The sequence below is a fragment of the Streptomyces spinosus genome (assembly GCF_020400655.1).
Lineage (GTDB): Bacteria > Actinomycetota > Actinomycetes > Streptomycetales > Streptomycetaceae > Streptomyces > Streptomyces argyrophylli.
In genome coordinates this window covers 184,513-204,918 of record NZ_JAINRC010000002.1, presented here as the reverse complement: position 1 = coordinate 204,918, position 20,406 = coordinate 184,513, and the positions used below count along the sequence as shown (strand labels likewise).

19 protein-coding genes are annotated in these 20,406 nt (G+C 73.1%); 12 read left to right on the top strand and 7 right to left on the bottom strand.

Translation table 11 applies throughout. The annotated features are described in order from the left end of the window. Nucleotides 1–21 precede the first annotated feature (21 nt). From LG395_RS04810 to LG395_RS04765, 9 genes are all read left to right on the top strand, one after another. Nucleotides 22–1,476 (top strand): MFS transporter, encoded by a 1,455-nt coding sequence (locus LG395_RS04810; protein ID WP_225808559.1) that lies wholly within the window; start codon nucleotides 22–24, stop codon nucleotides 1,474–1,476. 221 nt (nucleotides 1,477–1,697) lie between these two features. Next, nucleotides 1,698–2,111: a DUF3151 domain-containing protein gene (locus tag LG395_RS04805; RefSeq protein WP_171154317.1), complete on the top strand. Its 414-nt coding sequence runs from the start codon at nucleotides 1,698–1,700 to the stop codon at nucleotides 2,109–2,111. Nucleotides 2,112–2,118: 7 nt separating this feature from the next. Beyond that, complete coding sequence (locus tag LG395_RS04800) at nucleotides 2,119–3,399, top strand: MFS transporter (RefSeq protein ID WP_225808558.1); 1,281 nt, start codon at nucleotides 2,119–2,121, stop codon at nucleotides 3,397–3,399. A gap of 115 nt (nucleotides 3,400–3,514) precedes the next feature. Then, entirely contained in the window at nucleotides 3,515–4,363 is an 849-nt protein-coding gene (locus LG395_RS04795; protein ID WP_171154315.1) for a tryptophan 2,3-dioxygenase family protein, read from the top strand. Beyond that, the gene (kynU, locus tag LG395_RS04790) at nucleotides 4,356–5,567 is read left to right on the top strand and encodes a kynureninase (RefSeq protein ID WP_171154313.1); all 1,212 of its coding nucleotides are present in this window, start codon (nucleotides 4,356–4,358) and stop codon (nucleotides 5,565–5,567) included. The genes LG395_RS04795 and kynU overlap by 8 nt, the downstream gene beginning before the upstream one ends. 529 nt (nucleotides 5,568–6,096) lie before the next feature. Further along, entirely contained in the window at nucleotides 6,097–6,978 is an 882-nt protein-coding gene (locus LG395_RS04780; RefSeq protein ID WP_171154311.1) for an alpha/beta hydrolase family protein, read from the top strand. A gap of 124 nt (nucleotides 6,979–7,102) precedes the next feature. Then, complete coding sequence (locus LG395_RS04775) at nucleotides 7,103–8,455, top strand: sensor histidine kinase (protein ID WP_225808557.1); 1,353 nt, start codon at nucleotides 7,103–7,105, stop codon at nucleotides 8,453–8,455. Then, nucleotides 8,452–9,117, top strand: a complete 666-nt coding sequence (locus tag LG395_RS04770) for a response regulator (RefSeq protein ID WP_225808556.1) — start codon at nucleotides 8,452–8,454, stop codon at nucleotides 9,115–9,117. Before LG395_RS04775 ends, LG395_RS04770 begins: the two co-directional genes overlap by 4 nt. 94 nt (nucleotides 9,118–9,211) lie before the next feature. Continuing rightward, nucleotides 9,212–10,432: a cytochrome P450 gene (locus LG395_RS04765; RefSeq protein ID WP_225808555.1), complete on the top strand. Its 1,221-nt coding sequence runs from the start codon at nucleotides 9,212–9,214 to the stop codon at nucleotides 10,430–10,432. A gap of 54 nt (nucleotides 10,433–10,486) precedes the next feature. Here the strand turns inward: LG395_RS04765 and LG395_RS04760 are convergent, their stop codons facing one another. After that, complete coding sequence (locus LG395_RS04760) at nucleotides 10,487–11,335, bottom strand: diacylglycerol kinase family protein (protein WP_225808554.1); 849 nt, start codon at nucleotides 11,333–11,335, stop codon at nucleotides 10,487–10,489. A gap of 197 nt (nucleotides 11,336–11,532) precedes the next feature. On the opposite strand from LG395_RS04760, the gene LG395_RS04755 reads away from it, so the two are divergent. Together LG395_RS04755 and LG395_RS04750 are read left to right on the top strand one after the other, a co-directional pair. After that, on the top strand, nucleotides 11,533–12,816 hold the full coding sequence (locus LG395_RS04755; RefSeq protein WP_171154303.1) for an adenylosuccinate synthase: 1,284 nt from the start codon (nucleotides 11,533–11,535) through the stop codon (nucleotides 12,814–12,816). Nucleotides 12,817–12,944: 128 nt separating this feature from the next. Further along, complete coding sequence (locus tag LG395_RS04750) at nucleotides 12,945–13,232, top strand: AAA family ATPase (protein ID WP_225808553.1); 288 nt, start codon at nucleotides 12,945–12,947, stop codon at nucleotides 13,230–13,232. A 197-nt stretch (nucleotides 13,233–13,429) separates the two neighbouring features. Here LG395_RS04750 and LG395_RS04745 read toward each other — a convergent pair whose 3' ends face one another. The 6 genes from LG395_RS04745 to LG395_RS04720 form a co-directional block, all read right to left on the bottom strand. Then, on the bottom strand, nucleotides 13,430–13,663 hold the full coding sequence (locus LG395_RS04745) for a hypothetical protein (protein ID WP_171154301.1): 234 nt from the start codon (nucleotides 13,661–13,663) through the stop codon (nucleotides 13,430–13,432). Continuing rightward, nucleotides 13,663–14,928: a WXG100-like domain-containing protein gene (locus LG395_RS04740; protein ID WP_225808552.1), complete on the bottom strand. Its 1,266-nt coding sequence runs from the start codon at nucleotides 14,926–14,928 to the stop codon at nucleotides 13,663–13,665. Before LG395_RS04740 ends, LG395_RS04745 begins: the two co-directional genes overlap by 1 nt. Next, on the bottom strand, nucleotides 14,925–15,266 hold the full coding sequence (locus tag LG395_RS04735; RefSeq protein WP_225808551.1) for a WXG100 family type VII secretion target: 342 nt from the start codon (nucleotides 15,264–15,266) through the stop codon (nucleotides 14,925–14,927). The genes LG395_RS04740 and LG395_RS04735 overlap by 4 nt, the downstream gene beginning before the upstream one ends. 120 nt (nucleotides 15,267–15,386) lie before the next feature. Then, nucleotides 15,387–16,037 (bottom strand): putative DNA-mimic protein, encoded by a 651-nt coding sequence (locus LG395_RS04730; RefSeq protein WP_171154297.1) that lies wholly within the window; start codon nucleotides 16,035–16,037, stop codon nucleotides 15,387–15,389. Between the two features lie 121 nt (nucleotides 16,038–16,158). Beyond that, nucleotides 16,159–16,854: a GntR family transcriptional regulator gene (locus tag LG395_RS04725; protein WP_225808550.1), complete on the bottom strand. Its 696-nt coding sequence runs from the start codon at nucleotides 16,852–16,854 to the stop codon at nucleotides 16,159–16,161. Between the two features lie 126 nt (nucleotides 16,855–16,980). Continuing rightward, on the bottom strand, nucleotides 16,981–18,336 hold the full coding sequence (locus tag LG395_RS04720; RefSeq protein ID WP_225808549.1) for an aspartate aminotransferase family protein: 1,356 nt from the start codon (nucleotides 18,334–18,336) through the stop codon (nucleotides 16,981–16,983). Nucleotides 18,337–18,527: 191 nt separating this feature from the next. Between LG395_RS04720 and LG395_RS04715 the strand changes: the two genes are divergently transcribed. Next, a complete protein-coding gene (locus LG395_RS04715; RefSeq protein ID WP_225808548.1) occupies nucleotides 18,528–20,381 on the top strand; it encodes a protein kinase domain-containing protein in 1,854 nt (617 codons plus the stop codon). Nucleotides 20,382–20,406 lie beyond the last annotated feature (25 nt).

Here is a 20,406-nt window from a genome sequence, read left to right as displayed (position 1 = left end):
CCCCGCTGTATACCTGGGGGCATGCCCGACGTCCGGCTCGCCTCGCCCCAGGGCAAGTGGATCCTGCTCACCACCGTCCTGGGCTCCAGCATGGCGATGCTGGACTCCACCGTCGTCAACGTCGCCCTGCCGCGCATCGGCCGGGACCTCGACGCGAGCCTCGCCGCCCTGCAGTGGACGGTCAACGCGTACATGGTCACGCTGGCCGGCCTGATCCTGCTGGGCGGCTCCCTGGGCGACCGCTACGGCCGCCGGAAGATCTTCGTCCTCGGGGTCGTCTGGTTCGCGGCGGCCTCCCTGCTGTGCGGTCTGGCCCCCACCTCCGGGATCCTCATCGCCGCCCGCGCCCTCCAGGGCATCGGCGGGGCCCTGCTCACACCCGGCTCGCTCGCCCTGATCCAGGCGTCCTTCCACCCCGACGACCGCAGCCGGGCGGTCGGCCTGTGGTCCGGGTTCGGCGGGATCGGTGCCGCCGTCGGCCCGTTCCTCGGCGGCTGGCTGGTGGCCGGTCCCGGCTGGCGCTGGGTGTTCCTCCTCAACGTGCCCGTGGCGCTGCTGTGCGCGCCGATCGCGCTGCGGCACGTACCGGAGTCCGCCGACCAGCGTGCCCACGGCCGCTTCGACGTGCTGGGCGCGGCTCTCGGGGCGCTGTCCCTCGCCCTGCTGACGTACGCGCTGATCGAGGCCCGGGGAGGCTCCCTGGCGGTCGCCCTGACCGGGGCGGCGGGCCTCGCGGCGGCGGTGGCCTTCGTGCACGTCGAGCGGCACCGGCCCGACCCGATGCTGCCGCCGGACATCTTCGCCTCGCGCCAGTTCACGGCGGTCAACCTCGTCACCCTGTGCGTGTACGCGGCCTTCGGCGGCTTCTTCTTCCTCACCGCGCTCCAGCTCCAGGTCGTGGCGGGCTACTCGCCGCTCGCCGCCGGGACGGCGCTGCTGCCCACCACGGCCCTGATGCTGTTGTTCTCCTCCCGCTCGGGCGCGCTGGCCGACCGCACGGGGCCGCGTCTGCCGCTGACGGTGGGCCCGCTGCTGTGCGCGGTGGCGCTGCTGCTGATGCTGCGGGTGGGGGAGGGGGCGGACTACCTGACCGACGTGCTCCCGGCCCTGCTGGTGATGGGTGCCGGCATGGTCACCCTGGTCGCGCCCCTGACGGCCACGGTGCTCGCCTCCGTCGACGCCTCCCGGGCGGGCCTGGCCAGCGGCATCAACAACGCGGCGGCGCGGGCGGCGGGACTGGTGGCGGTGGCGGCGCTGCCGCTGCTGGCGGGGATGGGGGCGGAGGCGTACCGGTCGCCCACGGCGTTCGACGCGGCGTTCGACCGGGCGATGCCGATCTGCGCGGGGGTGCTGGTGCTGGGCTCGGTGCTCGCGTTCGCCCTGGTCCGCCGGCCGGCACCGGGGTGCCGGCGACCGGAGTGCCGGACCCACGGCAGCGTGACGGCTCCGCCGTTGGAGGCCGACAGGCCGGGGTGAGTGCGGGGGCGAGGGCCGGGGGGTCTCTTCGGCTGCGGTCCGGTGGGGGCGCGTGGTTTCCGGCGTCCGTAGTCGTTCGGCTGTGGGTCCGGTGGGGGCCGGTCGCGCAGTTCCCCGCGCCCCTTTGGGGCGCTGCCGTTCCCCGCGCCCCTTCGGGGCGCTCGGGCCGTTCTCCCGTGGCCCTTCTCGGGGGTTCGTCGGACGTGCGTCAGACTGAAGTCATGACGATTCACGAGAACCTGCTCGGCGGCCCGCCCCCCACCCACCTCCCCGACGACCCGGCGCCCCGCGAGGCCCTGGCGAACGGTGCCGCGCCGGCGGACGTCGCCGCCAAGTACCCCGCCTCCTCCCTCGCCTGGGCCCAGCTGGCCGACGAGGCGTTCGAGCGGGGCTCGGTCGTGGAGTCGTACGCCTACGCCCGTACGGGCTACCACCGGGGCCTGGACTCCCTGCGCCGCAGCGGCTGGAAGGGCCACGGCCCGGTGCCGTGGGAGCACGAGCCGAACCGCGGCTTCCTGCGCGCCCTGCACGCCCTCGCCCGCGCCGCGCAGGCGATCGGCGAACAGGAGGAGTACGAGCGCTGCACGCAGTTCCTGAAGGACTCCTCGCCCACGGCGGCCCAGACCCTGGGCTGATCCGCGGGTGACGGACGAGTCCGCCCTGGCCCCGCGCCGCGACGGCTCAGCCGGGGCGCGCAGGCCGGGGCTCCTCGGGCTGTCCCGGGACTTCTGGCTGCTGTGGACCGCGGCGGCGGTCTCCGGGCTCGGTGACGGGCTGGAGCTGAGCGCGTTCCCCCTGCTGGCCACGGAGTGGACCCGGGACCCGGTGCTCGTCTCCGCGGCCGCCGCCGCCACACAGGCACCCTGGCTGTTCCTCGGGCTGCTGGTGGGCGGGCTGGTCGACCGCTGGGACCGCAGGAGGGTGCTGCTGACCGCCGACAGCTGCCGCGCGCTGCTCGTGGCGGCCCTGGCGGCGGCGGTGGCCTTCGACGTGGGGAACATCTGGTTGCTGCTGGCCGTGCTGTTCGCCCTGGGGTCGGCGCAGATCTTCTTCGACACCTCCGTGCAGGCGGTGATCCCCGCCGTGGCCGGGACCGGCTCGCTGGTCCGGGCCAACAGCCTGCTCCAGGGCAGCTCGACCGTGCTCGTCCAGTTCGCGGGGCCGGCCGCGGGTGCCGCCCTGTTCGCGGTCGCGCGCTGGCTGCCGGCCGGCATCGACGCGGTCAGCTACCTGCTGGGGGTGGCCCTGCTGACGGGCGTCCGGGGCCGCTTCCGCCCGGCGCGGACCCCCACGCCTGAGGGGACCGCGTCCTTGCGGCACAGCGTCGCCGAGGGGCTGCGCTGGCTGCGCGACGACCGGGTGGTCCGGGTGCTCGCCCTGGCGACGGTCCTGCTGGGCATGGGCAGCGCCGCCGCCTGGGGTGTCATGGTCCTGTTCGCCCGGTACCGGTGGCACCTCGGCGGCGCGGGCTACGGGCTGCTCCTGACGGCGAGCGCCGTGGGCAGCGTCCTCGGCTCCCTGGTCGCCGCCCCGCTGGCCCGGCGGCTGTCCCACCGGCCGCTGCTGGCCGGGTCCGCCGCCGGTTCGGCGACGGTCTTCGGTCTGCTGACGGTGTCCCGGCCGGCCGCGCTCGGCGCGGCCCTGCTGGCCGTCAACGGGCTGCTGGTGGTGGTGTGGAACGTGGTCACGGTCTCCGTGCGGCAGGCCCGCATCCCGGACGCGCTCACCGGCCGGGTGACCGCCGCGTACCGGGTGCTCGCCTGGGGCAGCATGCCGGTCGGCGGGCTCCTGGGCGGCGCGCTGGCCTCCGCCCTCGGCCTGCGCGCGGCCTTCGCTGCGGCGGCCCTGCTGCTCGTCCTGGCCGCCCTGCTGGTCGCCACCGCACGCGCCCCCCTCGGCGGCGGCGCCCGGCACCGGGCATGATCGGCCTTGCCGTATCGGGAGTGATTGCGGAGGATTCCGTAGTGGGGACCGGGGCCCCCGTGCCGGCATCGGCAGGGGCGGACCGCTACCCGGAGCGACACAACAGGAGACAGCGATGTCCCAACAGGCTCACCCCCCTTACGAGGCCGCTGAGCCCGAGACCCCGAATCTCGATTTCGCGGGGACGACGCCGTACGAGGACTACGTCAAGGCGGACGTCCTCACCCACCTCCAGCACACCCTCTCCGACGATCCCGGAGAGATGGTCTTCCTGGTGACCACCCAGGTCATGGAGCTGTGGTTCACGGTCATCGTGCACGAGTGGGAGACGGCCGCGCAGGCCCTGCGCGCGGACGACGTGCCGACCGCGCTCGCCGCGCTGAAGCGCTCCGTGCGCGAGCTGGAGGCCCTGAACGCCTCCTGGAAGCCGCTGGGGCAGCTGACCCCGGCGCAGTTCAACTCCTACCGCGGCGCGCTCGGCGAGGGCTCCGGTTTCCAGTCGGCGATGTACCGGCGCCTGGAGTTCCTGCTCGGCGAGAAGTCCGCGTCCATGCTGGTCCCGCACCGCGGCGCCCCGCGCGTCCACGCGGAACTGGAGAAGGCGCTGCACGAGCCCAGCCTGTACGACGAGGTGGTACGGCTCCTCGCGCGCCGCGGTCACGCCATCCCCGGCTCCGTGCTGCACCGCGACGTCTCCGCGCGGTACGAGCCCTCCGACGCCGTCGAGGCGGCCTGGACGGAGATCTACTCCGGCGACCAGAACGCCGAACTCGCCCGCCTTGGCGAGGCGTTGAGCGACGTCGCCGAACTGGTCTGGCGCTGGCGCAACGACCACCTGGTCGCCACCCGCCGCGCGATGGGCGCCAAGGCCGGCACGGGCGGCTCCGCCGGTGTGGCCTGGCTGGAGAAGCGCGCGCGCAAGAACGTGTTCCCCGAGCTGTGGACGGCGAGGTCCCATGTCTGAGCTGCCCCTGCTCGCGAAGGAACTGGACCAGGCCGACGAACTGGCGCCCCTGCGGGACCGTTTCGTCCTCGACTCCCCTTCCGGTGACGCGTCCGGTCCCGCGGGCGTCTACCTGGACGGCAACTCCCTCGGTGCCCTGCCCGCGCACGTCCCCGACCGGATCGCCGACGTCGTCCGCCGCCAGTGGGGCGAACTGCGCATCCGCTCCTGGGACGAGAGCGGCTGGTGGACGGCGCCCGAGCGGATCGGCGACCGGATCGCCCCGCTGGTCGGTGCCGCACCCGGCCAGATCGTCGTCGGCGACTCGACCAGCGTCAACGTCTTCAAGGCCCTGGTCGCCGCGGTCCGCATGGCGGGCGACGGCCGCGACGAAATCCTGGTGGACGCGACGACCTTCCCCACCGACGGTTACATCGCCGAGTCGGCGGCCCGGCTCACCGGCCGCACCCTGCGCGCGGTAAGCCCGGCCGAGGTGCCGGCGGCGCTGGGCGACCGCACGGCCGCCGTGCTGCTCAACCACGTCGACTACCGCACCGGCCGGCTGCACGACCTCCCGGCGCTCACCGCCGCGGTCCACGACTGCGGAGCCGTCGCGGTCTGGGACCTGTGCCACAGCGCGGGCGCGCTGCCGGTGGGCCTGGACGAGCACGGCGTGGACCTCGCGGTCGGCTGCACCTACAAGTACCTGAACGGCGGCCCTGGTTCACCGGCGTACCTGTACGTGCGGCGGGAACTGCAGGACCGCTTCGACTCCCCGCTGCCCGGCTGGAACTCCCACGCCGAGCCGTTCGGCATGAGCCCGTCGTACACCCCGGCGGCGGGCGCGGTGCGCGGCCGGGTCGGCACCCCGGACATCCTCTCCCTGCTGGCGCTGGAGGCCGCCCTCGACGTCTGGGACGGGGTGTCCGTCGAAGCCGTGCGCGCCAAGTCCCTGGCGCTGACGGACTTCTTCCTGCGGTGCGTGGACGAGTACACCGAGCCGGGCCGGGTGGAGTGCGTGACACCGGGGCCGCACGCGGAGCGCGGCAGCCAGATCGCCCTGCGCTGCCCGGACGCGGGCGAGGTGATGAAGCGTCTGATCGCCCGGGGCGTGGTGGGCGACTTCCGCCACCCCGACGTCCTCCGCTTCGGCTTCACCCCGCTGTACGTGGGCTTCCGGGACGTGGAGCGGGCGGCACGGGTGCTGGGGGAGGAACTGGCGTAGGCCGGCGGACGCGGGGCGGGACGGGCCGGGGCGCCCGGGACGGCACACCGGGGCACCGGTCCCCCGGTTCCCCCGGCCCCCGCCCGGCGTCACGCTCCCGGCGTCCCTGCTCCGGGCCTTCCCGGTCCACGCGCGGTGCGCGGCTCCGCCTCCGCGCTCTCTGTCTCCCCGGCGTCCCTGCTCCGGGCCTTCCCGGTCCACGCGCGGTGCGCGGCTCCGCCTCCGCGCTCCCTGTCTCCCCGGCCTCCGACGGCTCCCGCACCACGGCTCCCGTGGCCGGCGGGCGGGGCCGGGGGGCTCCTTCAACCGGCCTTGTGCGCCGCCGCGTTGGGTCTCGGCGGCGCCCGCACCGCGCCTGCGACGGCCCGGGGAGACCGGCCGCCCTCACCGTGCGTCACATCCCCGTGTCCCCGCACGTCACCTGCCTGATACCGTCCCCGCCAACGGCCGATTCCCCACCTGGTCCGCCGAACCCTCCCCCAGTGCCGAAAGCCTGGGAGGTACCCCACCGTCGCTGAGAGGTTGGAGCATGCCGGACGACGCCGCCGCAGCCCGCGCCGCCGCCGAAGAGGAGTCGGCCTTCTCGCACTCCCCGGTCGCCCCGGACGTCACCGCCGCCTACGGCGACCACCCCGACCAGGTGATCGACTTCCACGCTCCGCGCCCCGGCCCGGACTCCACCGCTCCCGGCGCCCTCGCCCCGCTGGTCGTCGTCCTGCACGGCGGCGCCTGGCGCGCCCGCTACGACCGCCGCCACCTCGGCCCCTTCGCGGACTACCTGGCCCGCAGGGGCTTCGCGGTGGCCAACGTGGAGTACCGGCGGGGCGACGACGGCTCGGCGGGTGCCCCGGCCGGCCGCTGGCCCGACACCTTCGACGACGTCGCGGCGGCCCTGGACGCCCTGCCCGCCCTGGTCGGCGAGGCGCTGCCGCAGGCGGACCCGCGCCGCACGGTCCTGACCGGACACTCGGCGGGCGGGCACCTGGCGCTGTGGGCGGCGGCCCGCCATGTCCTCCCCCCGGACGCGCCGTGGCGCACCGACGGCCCGGCCGATCTGCGGGGCGTCGTCGCGCTCGCCCCCATCGCGGACTTCCAGGTGGCGGAGAAGCTGGAGGTCTGCGCGCACGCGTCGCTGCAACTCCTCGGCGGCCCCGACACCTTCGCCACCCGCCGTCCGTACGCCGACCCGGTGCTGCTCGTGCCGACGGGCATCGCCACGACCCTCGTCCAGGGCCGCGCCGACCTGGTCGTACCGGAGGCGGTGGCCGAGTCCTACGCGGACGCCGCGGCGAAGGCGGGCGAGATGGTGGGCCTGACCCTGCTGGCGGACGTGGGCCACTTCCCGCTGATCGACCCGGCGGCGGACGCCTGCGCGGTGGTGGCCGAGGAGATCGCCCAGCTCGCCTGGTGAGAGCCGGGGCGCCGGGGGGCGCCGCGGCAGGTACCGCGGGAGCTCGTAGTACTTGAGACGGACCTCCGAGGACCCCCCTGCGAGGGGACGACCGGGAGTCCGGCCGGCGCCTACCGTGTGGCACGTGACCGAGACGACGCACACGCAGACGACACCGCCGGGCACGGCCGGCCGGCCGCGCAGCCCCGAGTTCCGGCTGGCCGTGGACGCCCTGCGCGGGCTGCGGCAGGACCTGTTCCACGACGCCTTCGCCTACCGGCCGCTGCCCCGCACGACGGTGGACGGCCGCCTCTCGCGCCGCCTGTCCGACCGGACGCGGGCCCGCGCGGCCTGGACCGCGCACGCGACGGTGGTGGCCGGCGGGCTCGTGGCGCTGCTCGTCGGCACGGTGAACACCGACGTCGGCGGGCCGTCCCTGCTGTGCGGGCTGCTCGCGCTGGCGCCGGTGCTGCTCACCCTGGTGCGTCCGGTCGGCGCCTTCTGGCTGTCGTTCGCGGCGACGACGGTCGCCGCGGTCCTCGGCGACGACTGGGGCGGCCGGCCCTGGCCGCCGGGCAGCTTCGTCTCCCACCTGCTGGTGCTCACGATCGTGGCGGGCCGGACCCGGCCGCGCACGGCGGGCTGGATGTGGGTGCTCACCGCGCTGTACGGCTTCTGGGCCGAGACCGTCTTCGGCTACGGGAACGACGGCAGCGACACCGGCCCCATGCTGGTGCTGGCCGCGCTGGCCCTGCTGGCCGTCACGGTCCGGCACGTGCGCCGGGAGGCCGAGCAGGAGGTGACCGCGCAGCAGTCGGTGACCGAGCACGAGCGCTCGCGTCGCACCCTGCTGGAGGAGCGCACGACGATCGCCCGGGAGCTGCACGACGTGGTCGCCCACCACATGTCGGTGGTCGCCATCCAGGCGGAGGCCGCGCCGTACCGGGTGGAGAACCCGCCGCCGGAGCTGGAGAAGGCGTTCGCCACCATCCGGGAGAACGCGGTGGCGGCGCTGACCGAGCTGCGCCGGGTCCTCGGGGTGGTCCGTGCCGAGGACTACGAGGCCCCGGACGCCCCGCAGCCCACCCTGGCCGACCTGGACGGGCTCCTCGCGAACGTGCGGGAGGCCGGTCTGGAGGTGGAGAAGGTGGTGACCGGCGCGGTGCGGGAGCTGCCGCAGGGGGTGGAGCTGTCGGCGTACCGCATCGTGCAGGAGGCGCTGAGCAACACCCTGCGGCACGCGCCCGGTGCGGGCGCCCGCGTCGAGATCGGCTACGTCCTGGGCGGTCTGGGCCTGCGGATGGTCAACGGCCCGGCACCGGCGCCGCACCTGGTGAAGCCCTCGCCCGGGGCCGGGCACGGCATCACGGGCATGCGGGAGCGGGTGTCGATGCTGAACGGGGAGATGACGGCGGCAGCCACGGACGAGGGGGGCTACGAGGTGGCGGTGTTCCTGCCGGTGCCGGCGGCGGCCCCCGCGATCGAGGGTGGGGCATGACGATCCGGGTGCTGATCGCGGACGACCAGATGATGGTCCGCGAGGGATTCTCGGTGCTGCTGAACGCGATGCCGGGCATCGAGGTCGTCGGCGAGGCGGTCAACGGCCGGGAGGCGGTGAACCGGGTCCGTGAACTGTCCCCGGACGTCGTGCTGATGGACATCCGCATGCCGGAGCTGAACGGCATCGAGGCGACCCGGGAGATCGTCGCGGCCGACGAGTCGGCGAAGGTGCTGGTGCTGACCACGTTCGACCTGGACGAGTACGTGTACCAGGCGCTGCGCGCGGGGGCCTCCGGCTTCCTGCTCAAGGACGCCTCGGCACGCCGGCTGGCCGACGGGGTGCGGGTGGTCGCGGCGGGCGAGGCGCTGCTGGCCCCCTCCGTCACCAGGCGCCTGATCACGGAGTTCTCCCGCCTGGCGCACGCCCCACGGCTGATGCCGGCGGCCCAGGCGGCGTACGGGGAACTGACGGAGCGCGAGACGGAGGTGCTGGTCCTGATCGCGCAGGGCCTGTCGAACGCGGAGATCGCCGGGCGCCTGGTGGTGGCGGAGTCGACGATCAAGACCCATGTGAGCCGGATCCTGGTGAAACTCGGCCTGCGCGACCGCACCCAGGCGGCGGTGTTCGCGTACGAGGCCCGGCTGGTGACGCCCGGCTGACCCGCCGTGCCGGGTGCGAGGAGCCGAGGAGGACGAGCCCCTGGACCACGACCACGTCCTGGTCAGATGACGCCCGGCGCGCTAGCGTCCCCGCATGGCAGGCCCCACCGACCTCGCGTTCGACCCCTGGGACCCGGCGTTCGTCGCCGATCCGTACCCGGCCTACGCGCAGCTGCGCGCTCGCGGCCGGGTGATCCGGTACGAGCCGACCGACCAGTGGCTGGTCCCGCACCACGCGGACGTCTCGGCGCTGCTGCGCGACCGCCGGCTGGGCCGCACGTACCAGCACCGCTTCAGCCACGAGGAGTTCGGCCGCACCCCGCCCCCGCCGGAGCACGAGCCGTTCCACACCCTCAACGACCACGGCATGCTCGACCTGGAGCCGCCGGACCACACCCGCATCCGGCGCCTGGTGTCGAAGGCGTTCACACCGCGCACGGTGGAGCGGCTGCGGCCGTACGTCGAGGGGCTCGCGAACGACCTGGTGGCCGCCCTGGCCGCCAACGGCGGCGGTGACCTGCTCACGGACGTGGCGGAGCCGCTGCCGGTGGCGGTGATCGCCGAGATGCTGGGCATCCCGGAGGCGGAACGGGGGCAGCTGCGCCCCTGGTCGGCGGACATCTGCGGCATGTACGAGCTGAACCCGTCCGAGGAGACGGCGGCGCGGGCGGTACGGGCGTCGGTGGAGTTCTCGGACTGTCTGCGGGAGCTGATCGCGGCCCGCCGCCAGGAGCCCGGCGAGGACCTGATCTCGGGGCTGATCGCGGCCCACGACGAGGGCGACCGCCTCACGGAGCAGGAGATGATCTCCACGGCGGTGCTGCTCCTCAACGCCGGCCACGAGGCGACCGTGAACGCCACGGTGAACGGCTGGTGGGCGCTGCTGCGCAACCCGGACCAGCTCGCGGCCCTCCGCGCGGACCACTCCCTGGTCCCCGCCGCGATCGAGGAGCTGATGCGCTACGACACCCCGCTCCAGCTCTTCGAACGCTGGGTCCTGGACGACATCGAGATCGACGGCACGACGATCCCGAGGGGCTCGGAGATCGCCATGCTCTTCGGCTCCGCCAACCACGACCCGGCGGTCTTCACCGACCCCGCCCGCCTGGACCTCGCCCGGAAGGACAACCCGCACATCTCCTTCAGCGCGGGCATCCACTACTGCATCGGCGCCCCCCTGGCCCGCATGGAGCTGGCGGCGTCCATGACGGCCCTCCTCCGGCAGGCCCCCACCCTGACCCTGGCCGAGGAGCCGAAGCGGAAGCCGAACTTCGTGATCCGGGGCCTGGAGGGGCTGCGCGTGGAGGTGCGCTGATCACCCGTCCGGCTCATCGACGAGCCGTCGGCACCGTGCTCGGCACGCGGGAACTCAAGCAGTACCGGGAGGAGGAGTACGGGGCAGCGTGAGCGCCCACGCGCCCGCCAGGACCCGCCACGTCCGGCGCCGTACCGGGCCCGAGACCGCCGCGTCCGCCCGGTAGCGGAAGTCCGCCCCCGTGACCGTCACCGTGTGCCCGGAGGCCAGCAGCGGGGTCGCCTCCGCGCCCACCGACAGGGGCCGCACCTCCACCGAGGCCGTCCCGGTCCGGCCCGGGGTCACCGACACCGCCTCCACCGGCTGGTCCAGGTCGACCACCGTCTCCCCGTCCACCTCCACCCGCAGCCGGGTCACGCGCGGGGACGGCACGGCGGACAGCCGGGTGGGACGGGGGGCGAGGGTGCGGGCCAGCGAGCGGTACCAGGGCCGGTCCGGGCCGAGCGGGACCGGCTCGGCGGGGACCGGGCGTGCCGGCGGAATGCCCAGCGTGCCGAGCACGACCCCGTCGCTGTCGTCCACCAGCAGGTCCAGCCGCCGCTCGGCGCCGTCCAGGACCGCCCGCGCCGCGGCCACCGTGCCGCCGGGGACCCCGAGCGACTCGGCGAGCGCCGAATCCCCCACCGGCACCACGGACAGCGCGCATCCGGCCAGTTCCCGCCGCCGGTGCAGCAGGGTGACGGCCCGCACCAGCGCACGGTCGTCACCGATCACCACCGGCCGCCGGGACCCCCGACGGCCGAGCGCGCGGGCGAATTCCTCCGGCCCGTCCGGCAGGCACACCTTCGCCGCCGCACCCGCGCTGAGCACGTCTTTCGCGATCCGTACGGACTCCCCGTCCGCCTGCCGTGCCGATGGATCGATGATCACCAGCAGCTGATCGGACGTCGCGAAAGTCGCCACCTCGGTCCTGCCTCGCTTCCTCGGGTAGCATCTTTGTGCAAGAGCCCCTTGCGCTATTGCGCCAGGGGCTTCGTCTATTCCGGGGCACCCGGTCCGACGGTTGTGCGACCAACGGCGGTCGCAGTGGTACGCGGCGGTGAACCTTACGCCCAAGCCCCCGACGTTGGACATGCCCCGCCCGGAAGGGGTGTACGCGCGTGCCCGCACTTGTGCTGCTCGGTGCTCAGTGGGGTGACGAAGGCAAGGGAAAGGCGACGGACCTGCTCGGTGGCTCCGTCGACTATGTGGTGCGTTACCAGGGCGGCAACAACGCCGGCCACACGGTCGTCGTGGGCGACCAGAAGTACGCGCTCCACCTCCTCCCTTCCGGAATCCTGTCGCCCGGCTGTACGCCGGTCATCGGTAACGGTGTCGTCGTCGACCCGTCGGTCCTGCTCTCCGAGCTGAGCGGTCTGAACGAGCGTGGCGTCGACACGTCAAAGCTCCTGATCAGCGGTAACGCGCACATCATCACGCCGTACAACGTGACCGTCGACAAGGTGACGGAACGCTTCCTCGGCAAGCGCAAGATCGGCACGACCGGACGCGGCATCGGCCCGACCTACGCCGACAAGATCAACCGTGTGGGCATCCGGGTCCAGGACCTCTACGACGAGTCGATCCTGACCCAGAAGGTCGAGGCGGCCCTCGACGTCAAGAACCAGATCCTCACCAAGCTCTACAACCGGCGCGCGATCGCCGTCGGCCAGGTGGTGGAGGAGCTGCTGGGCTACGCCGAGCAGATCAAGCCGTACGTCGCCGACACGGTCCTGGTGCTCAACCAGGCCCTGGAGGACGACAAGGTCGTGCTCTTCGAGGGCGGCCAGGGCACGCTCCTGGACATCGACCACGGCACGTACCCCTTCGTGACCTCGTCGAACCCGACGGCCGGCGGCGCCTGCACCGGCGCCGGCGTGGGTCCCACGAAGATCAGCCGGGTCATCGGCATCCTCAAGGCCTACACGACCCGCGTCGGCGCGGGCCCGTTCCCGACCGAGCTGTTCGACGAGGACGGCGAGGCCCTGCGCCGCATCGGCGGCGAGCGCGGTGTCACCACCGGCCGTGACCGCCGCTGCGGCTGGTTCGACGCGGTCATCGCCCGCTACGCCACCCGCGTCAACGGCCTGACCGACTTCTTCCTCACCAAGCTGGACGTCCTCACCGGCTGGGAGCAGATCCCGGTCTGCGTGGCCTACGAGATCGACGGCAAGCGCGTCGAGGAACTGCCGTACTCCCAGACCGACTTCCACCACGCGAAGCCGGTCTACGAGATGCTGCCGGGCTGGAGCGAGGACATCAGCAAGGCGAAGTCCTTCTCCGACCTGCCGAAGAACGCCCAGAACTACGTCAAGGCGCTGGAGGAGATGTCCGGCGCGCCGATCTCCGCGATCGGCGTGGGCCCGGGCCGCGACGAGACGATCGAGATCAACTCGTTCCTCTGAGCGTCCCTTTCCCCAGGCCCGGGGAATCTGATGGGGTGGCCGGTGCGGAGAACCCGCCCGGCCGTCCCGCCCTCCGCAGTGCGGACCGGGCAGGGGGCGCCCACTGTGTCCGTCGTGAAGGAAGCGGGATGCTGCTGAGATTCCGGGTGGCCAACGTCCGGTCCCTGCGCGACGAACAGGAACTGTCGTTTGTCGCGCCCGAGGACGACGAGGACGACGAGGACCAGCGGGCCACGGCGCGCGAGACGGAACTCTCCGACGGCAGGCGGCTCCCGGTCCATACCGTTCTCGGCGTCTTCGGCCCGAACGCCTCCGGCAAGTCGAAGGTGATCGCCGCGCTGCGGAACATGCGCCGCTGCGTGATGCGGTCGTACGCCGAGTGTCCGGCCACGGCCCCGACTACTGGCGGCTGCTGAGCCGGGCGTTGCCCGAGTGCCGACAAGTCAAGGCAGAGCTGGACGAGCTGGGGCGGCGCGTCTGGATGGGCGATCTTTGAGCCTGGGCCGTTCACGTCGTTGGTGACGGCCTCATTCGAGGAGCCTTGGCGTTCGCCGGTCCGTGTCGTGGGGACCCTCGGAGGACGGCGTGCCCGAGCGCTTCCCGCTGTCCCGGCTCAGCTCGCGCTCATCCCTCGTTCCGGCCACTGTGACCGCTCGTCGTACACGGCGTTGATCTTCCGGGACGCCTTGAGGAAGGTGTAGTCGAGGTCGCCGTCGTCCGGCTGGGCCGTCCGCGTGTACGTGTTCATGCTCAGGAGCCGCGTCATCGTCGCGGGGTCCTCACCGAAGGAGTAGCGGATGACCGCCCCGTCCTCGGACTCCTTCTTGAAGTAGACGAGGGACGCCATCACCACTCACCTTCGAAGTCTTCCCGCTTGTTCAGCGGCACCTTGCTCTGCCAATTGTAGGTTTCGTTCGCCACGCGATGGGCTTCCTGGTAGGTGGCTCCCGGGTGATCGCGCAGATAACCGAGCTCGGTCAGCTCGTGTTCCAGCAGCACGTGGTCCTCGGGCAGCGCGTTGCCGGAGCGAAGGCGGATCCAGGCGTCCGCGATCTCGGCGTCCGCGTCGAACTTGCGGACGACGACCTGGCCCGTCTCGTAATCCTCGATCGGGTGCTCGGTGTCGAAGACGTGCTTCTTGATCGCGCCGATCTCCTCCTCCGAGAACCCCGTCGAACCGTTCGCGCGCGGCACCGCTTGGGTGTTGCGGCTGATGGCCTGGATGTCACGCGGGTTCTTCAGGAAGTCCTCGTAGGCGGCTTCCGCCCAGCGGGTCTGGGCCGGGTCGTCGAGGATGTCCCTCGGGCGGCGGCGGGCTCCGGTGAGCCACTCGTCGTTGAAGCGGGGGGCCGGCAGTGCGGACAGACCGTCCAGGTCGGTGCCCACACCCAGGAACATGTTCCGGACTCCGCCGGCGCCGACGGCGGCTTGGACGCCCCCGGCCCCGGCGCCCAGGACACCGCCGAACGCCATGCCGGTGAGCGCTGAGTCGCTCGCCTCGTCCAGGCTGAATCCGCCCTGCATGCCGGCGGCGATCTTCATCGGCTGTGCGACGGCCAGGTCGACGGTGACCGACTCGACACCCGCGATGGAAGCGGTGGCGAGCGTGGTGCCCGCGATGGTGGCGATCTCCGTCGACACCGTGACACCCAGGGTGGCCGCGAGGTCGACGATTCCCGCGGTGGCCGCCGCCGCGGCGGCTTCCGAGATGCCGGCGGTGAAGATGGCCAGCGCGGTACCGGCGACGATGGTCGCACCGACGATTTCGAGCTCGTGCTCCAGCCGCTTGACGGCGGCGTGGACGGCATTGGCATATGTGTCGAGCGCCTTGGCCATGTCTCGGGCGCTGTCGGCCAGGTCTTTCAGCCAGCCGCGGCCATCGTGGTAGTAGCGCCGCCAGAACGGGTCGTCGAAGGCGCTGATCGCCTCGCCCTTGTTGTGTTCGATGATGCTGCGCGCCGACTTGTTGGCCGCGACCAGCACGTCCTCGATGTCATCGGCGAAGTCCCGCCAGGCCTTGGCCGCGTCCCGGAGCCCGTCCTCGTCGGCGGCGGGCCACCACATGCCGGTGACGTCCTGGACGATCTCCTTCGCCTTGTCCGCGGCACTCACTTGGCGGAGTCACCGCCCTCGACGGTGATCCGCGAGAACATCGAGCGCACGAGGTACTCGTTGTCGATGTGGCCGTCGGCCATGTCACTCATGGCGTCGTGGATGCTCTGCAGCCCCTGGGAGAGGATGCTGGCGGCGTTTTCCATCTTCGTCACCAGCGGGCCGTAGTGCTCGTGGAACTCGGCGCCCTGGTCGTCGTCGCCCCAGGGAGAACCGGCGGCCGTGAGACCGGACTTGAGTCGTGCGAGCGCCTTGGCCAGGTCGGAGCTGTGGGCGTGGAAGTGCGGTGCGGTCGCCTTGAGATCGGCGATCTTGATGTGAAGTATCTCGTCGCTCATACCTCGTCCCTGTCCCCTCCGGTGGTGCGCCGATCCGTAGACCCTATTTCGATCAAGATCGTCCGATCGGGCCGGAAAGCCCAAGAGTGAATAATGCTCTGGCCAAGCAACACGTCGGCGTCAGCTGAACACGATCATCGAGCCCTGGGCCAGCGAGCGGGTCGCCGCCGCGTGCAGGCCGAGCCAGACGTGCCGTTCGCGGGCGAAGGGGCTGGGGTCGTAGGGGGCGGCGGGGGCCGGTTCCTCCAGCTCCGTCGGGGCCGCGGGCGGGGCGGGGGGCGCCGGGGGGTTCGCCGGGTCGATGCCGATGGTCGGGGCGACGTGCTGGAGCTCGCGCAGCAGCGTCTGCGACGAGCCCAACGGGCCGCCGCCCGCGAGGAGTTCGTCGTTCGACAGCGGGTGCGGGAAGTCGACGGGGACGTACGCGCCCGCGTGGTCGTAGTGCCAGACCAGGTGGGACTGCTGGGCGGTCGACTCGAACATCTCCAGCAACTGCTCGTAGTCGCCGCCGAGTTCGTCCACCGGGGTCACCGGCAGGCCGCAGACCTGGAGCAGGTAGGCCCGGCGCAGGAAGTGCAGGGCGTCGTAGTCGAAACCGGCGACCGGGGCGACGTCACCGGACAGGCCCGGCATGTACTGGTACACCGGCACCGGCGGCAGACCCGCCTCGGCGAGAGCCTTGTCGTACTGCGCGAGTTCCTCGGCGAAGGGGTTGTCCGGGGTGTGGCACAACACGTCCACGAGCGGGACCAGCCACAGGTCACAGGCCAAAAGAGGGCTCCTACATCGGCAGGCGCGCGGTCACGCACGGCAGCAGGTGGTCAGGGAAGGGTAGTCGGTACGGCCCCTGGGCGGCTCCCCTCGTACGGACCGGACGGGCCGTACCGGTCACTTACCCGTTGGTCAGGTGTTCCAGCAGTGCCAGCGAGTCGGCGTTGGAGGCGGCGACGATCGCGCGGGCCGTCTCGGCCTCCCGCCGGGCGAGCGCGTCGACCAGCTCGGTGTGCCCGGCCCAGAGCCGGCCGCGCAGGTCCGGCAGGCGCAGCAGGTGCTGCACCACGCACACCCAGGACTGCACGCGCAGACGGTGCAGGAAGTCACCGAGGTAGGGGTTGCCGAAGAGGACGCTCAGTTCGCGCCAGAAGCGCAGGTCGTAGCCGATGAGGATCGACAGGTCGCCGGCGTTCGCGGCCCGTTGGGCCTCCTCGCCGCGGCGGCGCACGGTGGCCAGGGCGGCGGCCGTGCGGGGGTCATCGGGCGGCGTGCGGAAGGCGGGGTGGCCGGCGGCGAGGACCTCGAACATGCCGTCGGTGACCAGGCTGCGTGCCTCGATCATGTTCCGGTAGTCGGTGACCGAGTACTCGGGCACCCGGAAGCCGCGGTGCTGGTCGGCCTCCAGGACGCCCTGCGCGGACAGGTCGACCAGCGCCTCGCGGACGGGGGTGGCGGAGACGCCGTACTGGTCGGCTATCTCCTTCACGGTGAACGCCCGGCCCGGGCGCAGCCGGCCGGCCAGCACCTCGTCGCGGAGCGCGTCCGCGATCTGCTGGCGCAGGGTGCTGCGCGTCACGGTGCCGTTGCCGGGCATGTCCGTGCCTCTCCTCACACGTCCGGGTGACGTACTCGTACGGACTCGCGATCTACGCGAGTCGCTGTTGCGTACGAGCACGTCACCTTACGCGTTCGGACCCGCCGTGCGGCAGGCACCGTACGGTCACACCGTGTATTCGTCGGCGACGCTCAACGCGGCGTCGAGCGCGGCCAGACCCTCCTTCAGCTCGGCCTCGCTCGCGTTGCACGGCGGGACGACGTGGGTGCGGTTCATGTTCACGAACGGCCACAGGCCGTGCCGCTTGGCGGCGGCCGTGAACGCGGCCATCGGGGCGCCCGCCTCGCCGGCCGCGTTGTAGGGCACCAGCGGCTCCCGGGTCTCCCGGTTCTTCACCAGGTCCAGCGCCCAGAACATGCCGGTACCGCGCACCTCGCCGACGCTCGGGTGCCGCGCGGCCAGCTCGGCCAGGCCCGGGCCGACCACACTCTCGCCGAGCCGTTTGGCGTTCTCCACGACGCCCTCCTCCGCCATCACGTTGATCGTGGCGACGGCGGCGGCGCAGGCCAGCGGGTGGCCGGAGTAGGTGAGGCCACCGGGGTAGGGGCGCTTGCCGAAGGTCTCCGCGATCTCCCGCGAGATGGCCACGCCGCCGAGCGGGACGTATCCGGAGTTCACGCCCTTGGCGAAGGTCATCAGGTCCGGGGTGACGCCGAACAGGTCGGCCGCGAACCACTCGCCGGTCCGCCCGAAGCCGGCCATGACCTCGTCCAGGACGAAGACGATGCCGTACTTGTCGCACAGCTCGCGCACCCCGGCCAGGTAGCCGGGCGGCGGCACCATGATCCCGGCGGTGCCCGGGATGGTCTCCAGGATGATCGCCGCGATGGTCGCCGGGCCCTCGAAGGCGATCGTCGTCTCCAGGTGCTCCAGCGCCCGGGCGCACTCCTGCTCCTCGGTCTCGGCGTAGAAGCGGGAGCGGTAGAGGAACGGCGCCCAGAAGTGGACGACACCGGCGGCGGCGCCGTCGGAGGCCCAGCGGCGCGGGTCGCCGGTGATGTTGATGGCCTGCTGGGTGCCGCCGTGGTAGGAGCGGTAGGCCGAGAGCACCTTCGGGCGGCCCGTGTGCAGCCGGGCCATGCGGACCGCGTGCTCGACGGCGTCCGCGCCGCCGTTGGTGAAGAAGATCTTGTCGAGGTCGCCGGGGGTCCGCTCGGCGATCAGCCGGGCCGCCTCCGAGCGGGCCTCGACGGCGAACGCGGGCGCGAAGGTGGTCAGCTTCGCGGCCTGCTCCTGGATCGCCGCGACGACCTTCGGGTGCTGGTAGCCGATGTTGGTGAAGACGAGTCCGCTGGTGAAGTCCAGGTACCGCGTGCCGTCGTAGTCCCAGAAGTACGACCCCTCGGCGCCGGCGACGGCGAGCGGGTCGATGAGGTCCTGGGCCGACCAGGAGTGGAAGACGTGCGCGCGGTCCGCGGCCTTCACCGCGGCGCCGGCTTCGGGGCTGGGCTGAGAGGTCATGCGGCCGAGCGTAGATGTCCGCGATGCGGAAGTCCTATCGGCGTCCTGTTCCGTGGGCGGGGGCAAAGCGCGACAGGTTGTCGACGGCGCACCGGCCGGGACCGGCCGGAGATCGCCGGAGGAGGGACGTCCTGTCCTGCCGCCGCACTATTCTCGGTCGTCGCAGACCTATGGGGGGAAGGCGGACGCGGATGGAGAAGCTGGGGCCGGGGGATCCGCAGGAAATCGGCGCTTATCGGCTGCTGGCGCGGCTCGGCGCGGGCGGCATGGGGCAGGTGTATCTGGCGCGCTCGGACCGGGGGCGGACCGTGGCGGTGAAGCTCGTCCGGGAGGACCTGGCCGCGCAGGAGGAGTTCCGGGCGCGGTTCCGGCAGGAGGTGCACGCCGCGCGCCGGGTCGGCGGCTACTGGACCGCGCCCGTGCTGGACGCGGACACCGAGGCGGCCGTGCCGTGGGTGGCGACCGGGTACGTGGCCGGGCCGAGCCTCCAGCAGGTCGTCGGACACGACCACGGGGCCCTGCCCGAGCGGTCGGTACGGATCCTGGCGGCGGGGCTCGCGCACGCGCTGAAGGACATCCACGCGGCCGGGATCGTGCACCGGGACCTCAAGCCGTCCAACGTGCTCGTGACCATCGACGGGCCCCGCGTGATCGACTTCGGGATCGCCCGCGCCCGGGAGACGGCGACCGCCGGCGGGGAGGGCCTCACCCGGACCGGCGCGCTCGTCGGGTCGCCGGGGTTCATGGCGCCCGAGCAGGTCCGCGGGGACCGGATCACACCGGCGTGCGACGTGTTCTGCCTCGGGTCCGTGCTGGCGTACGCGGCGACCGGGACCCTTCCCTTCGGCGGCGCCGACAGCGGCGCGCACGCGCTGATGTTCCGGATCGCCCAGGAGGAGCCGGATCTCACCGGGGTGCCGGAGGGGATCGCCGACCTCGTCCGGGACTGCCTGCGCAAGGAGCCGGGGGCCCGGCCCTCGCTGGACGCGATCCTGGAGCGGACGGGGGTGGAGGACACCGTCGCCGAGGGGCGGTCGCGGGACCCCTGGCTGCCGAGTTCGCTGGTCGCGCAGCTCGGCCGGCACGCGGTGCGGTTGCTGGACGCGGAGGACCCGGAGCGGGGGGCGGGGCCGGGGTCCGGTCCGGGCCGGGGGCCCGAGCACGCCGCCGTCTCCGACGGCGGGGACGCGGGGAGCGCCGACCACCTGCCCACCGCGGTCCCCGCCGGGACTCCGCCGCCGCCCGGTGCGCCGCCCGCGTCCGCCGGGTTCGGACCGGCGTACGGAGTGCCCCCGGCCCAGCAGCACTACCCGCAGCAGTCCTACGCGCAACAGCCGTACCCCCAGCAGCCGTACGCACAGCCGCACCCGCCGCATCCCCGGTCCGCCGGTTACGGGTATCCGCCGCCCGGCTCCACCACGCCGTACGGGCCGTCCACCGTCGGCGTCCCGGTGGACCCCGAGCGGCGCAGCGGGCGGTCCACCGCGCTGCTCGTCGTGATCGCGCTGGTCGTCGCGCTGGGCGCGGGCGGTTCGGTGTACGCGCTGATGAGGAACGGCGGCGGGACCGACGACAAGGGCGGCGGCACGGTCGTCCCGGCGCCCACCGCCACCTCCGGGTCACCGGACGACTCCGGCACGCCCTCCCCGTCCGCGACGCGGGAGCCGTCCCCCTCCGCCTCCACGGCCGGCGCGGTGCCGGACGCCTATCTGGGCACCTGGCGGACGGCCATCGACAACGCGGACGGCTCGAACAGCCGTGAACTGACCATCCGGCAGGGCGAGGTGGGCGACACCGTGCTGACGCTGGTCGCGGACGGGCCGACCGCGGGCGGCGGGTCGTACCACTGCGTCTTCGAGGCGGAGCTGGCCCGACAGCCCGGTGACGGCGGTCCGTTGGAGATCGGCCCGTCCACCGTGACCAGCGGTGAGCCCGCCTCCTCCTGCACCCCGGGCGAGGCGACCGAGGTCACCCTGCTGCCGGACGGACGGCTGAAGCGGGCGAAGGCGGGCGGCGGGGAGAGCCTCACCTACAGCAAGGAGTGACCGCGACGGCCGCCAACACGCGCTG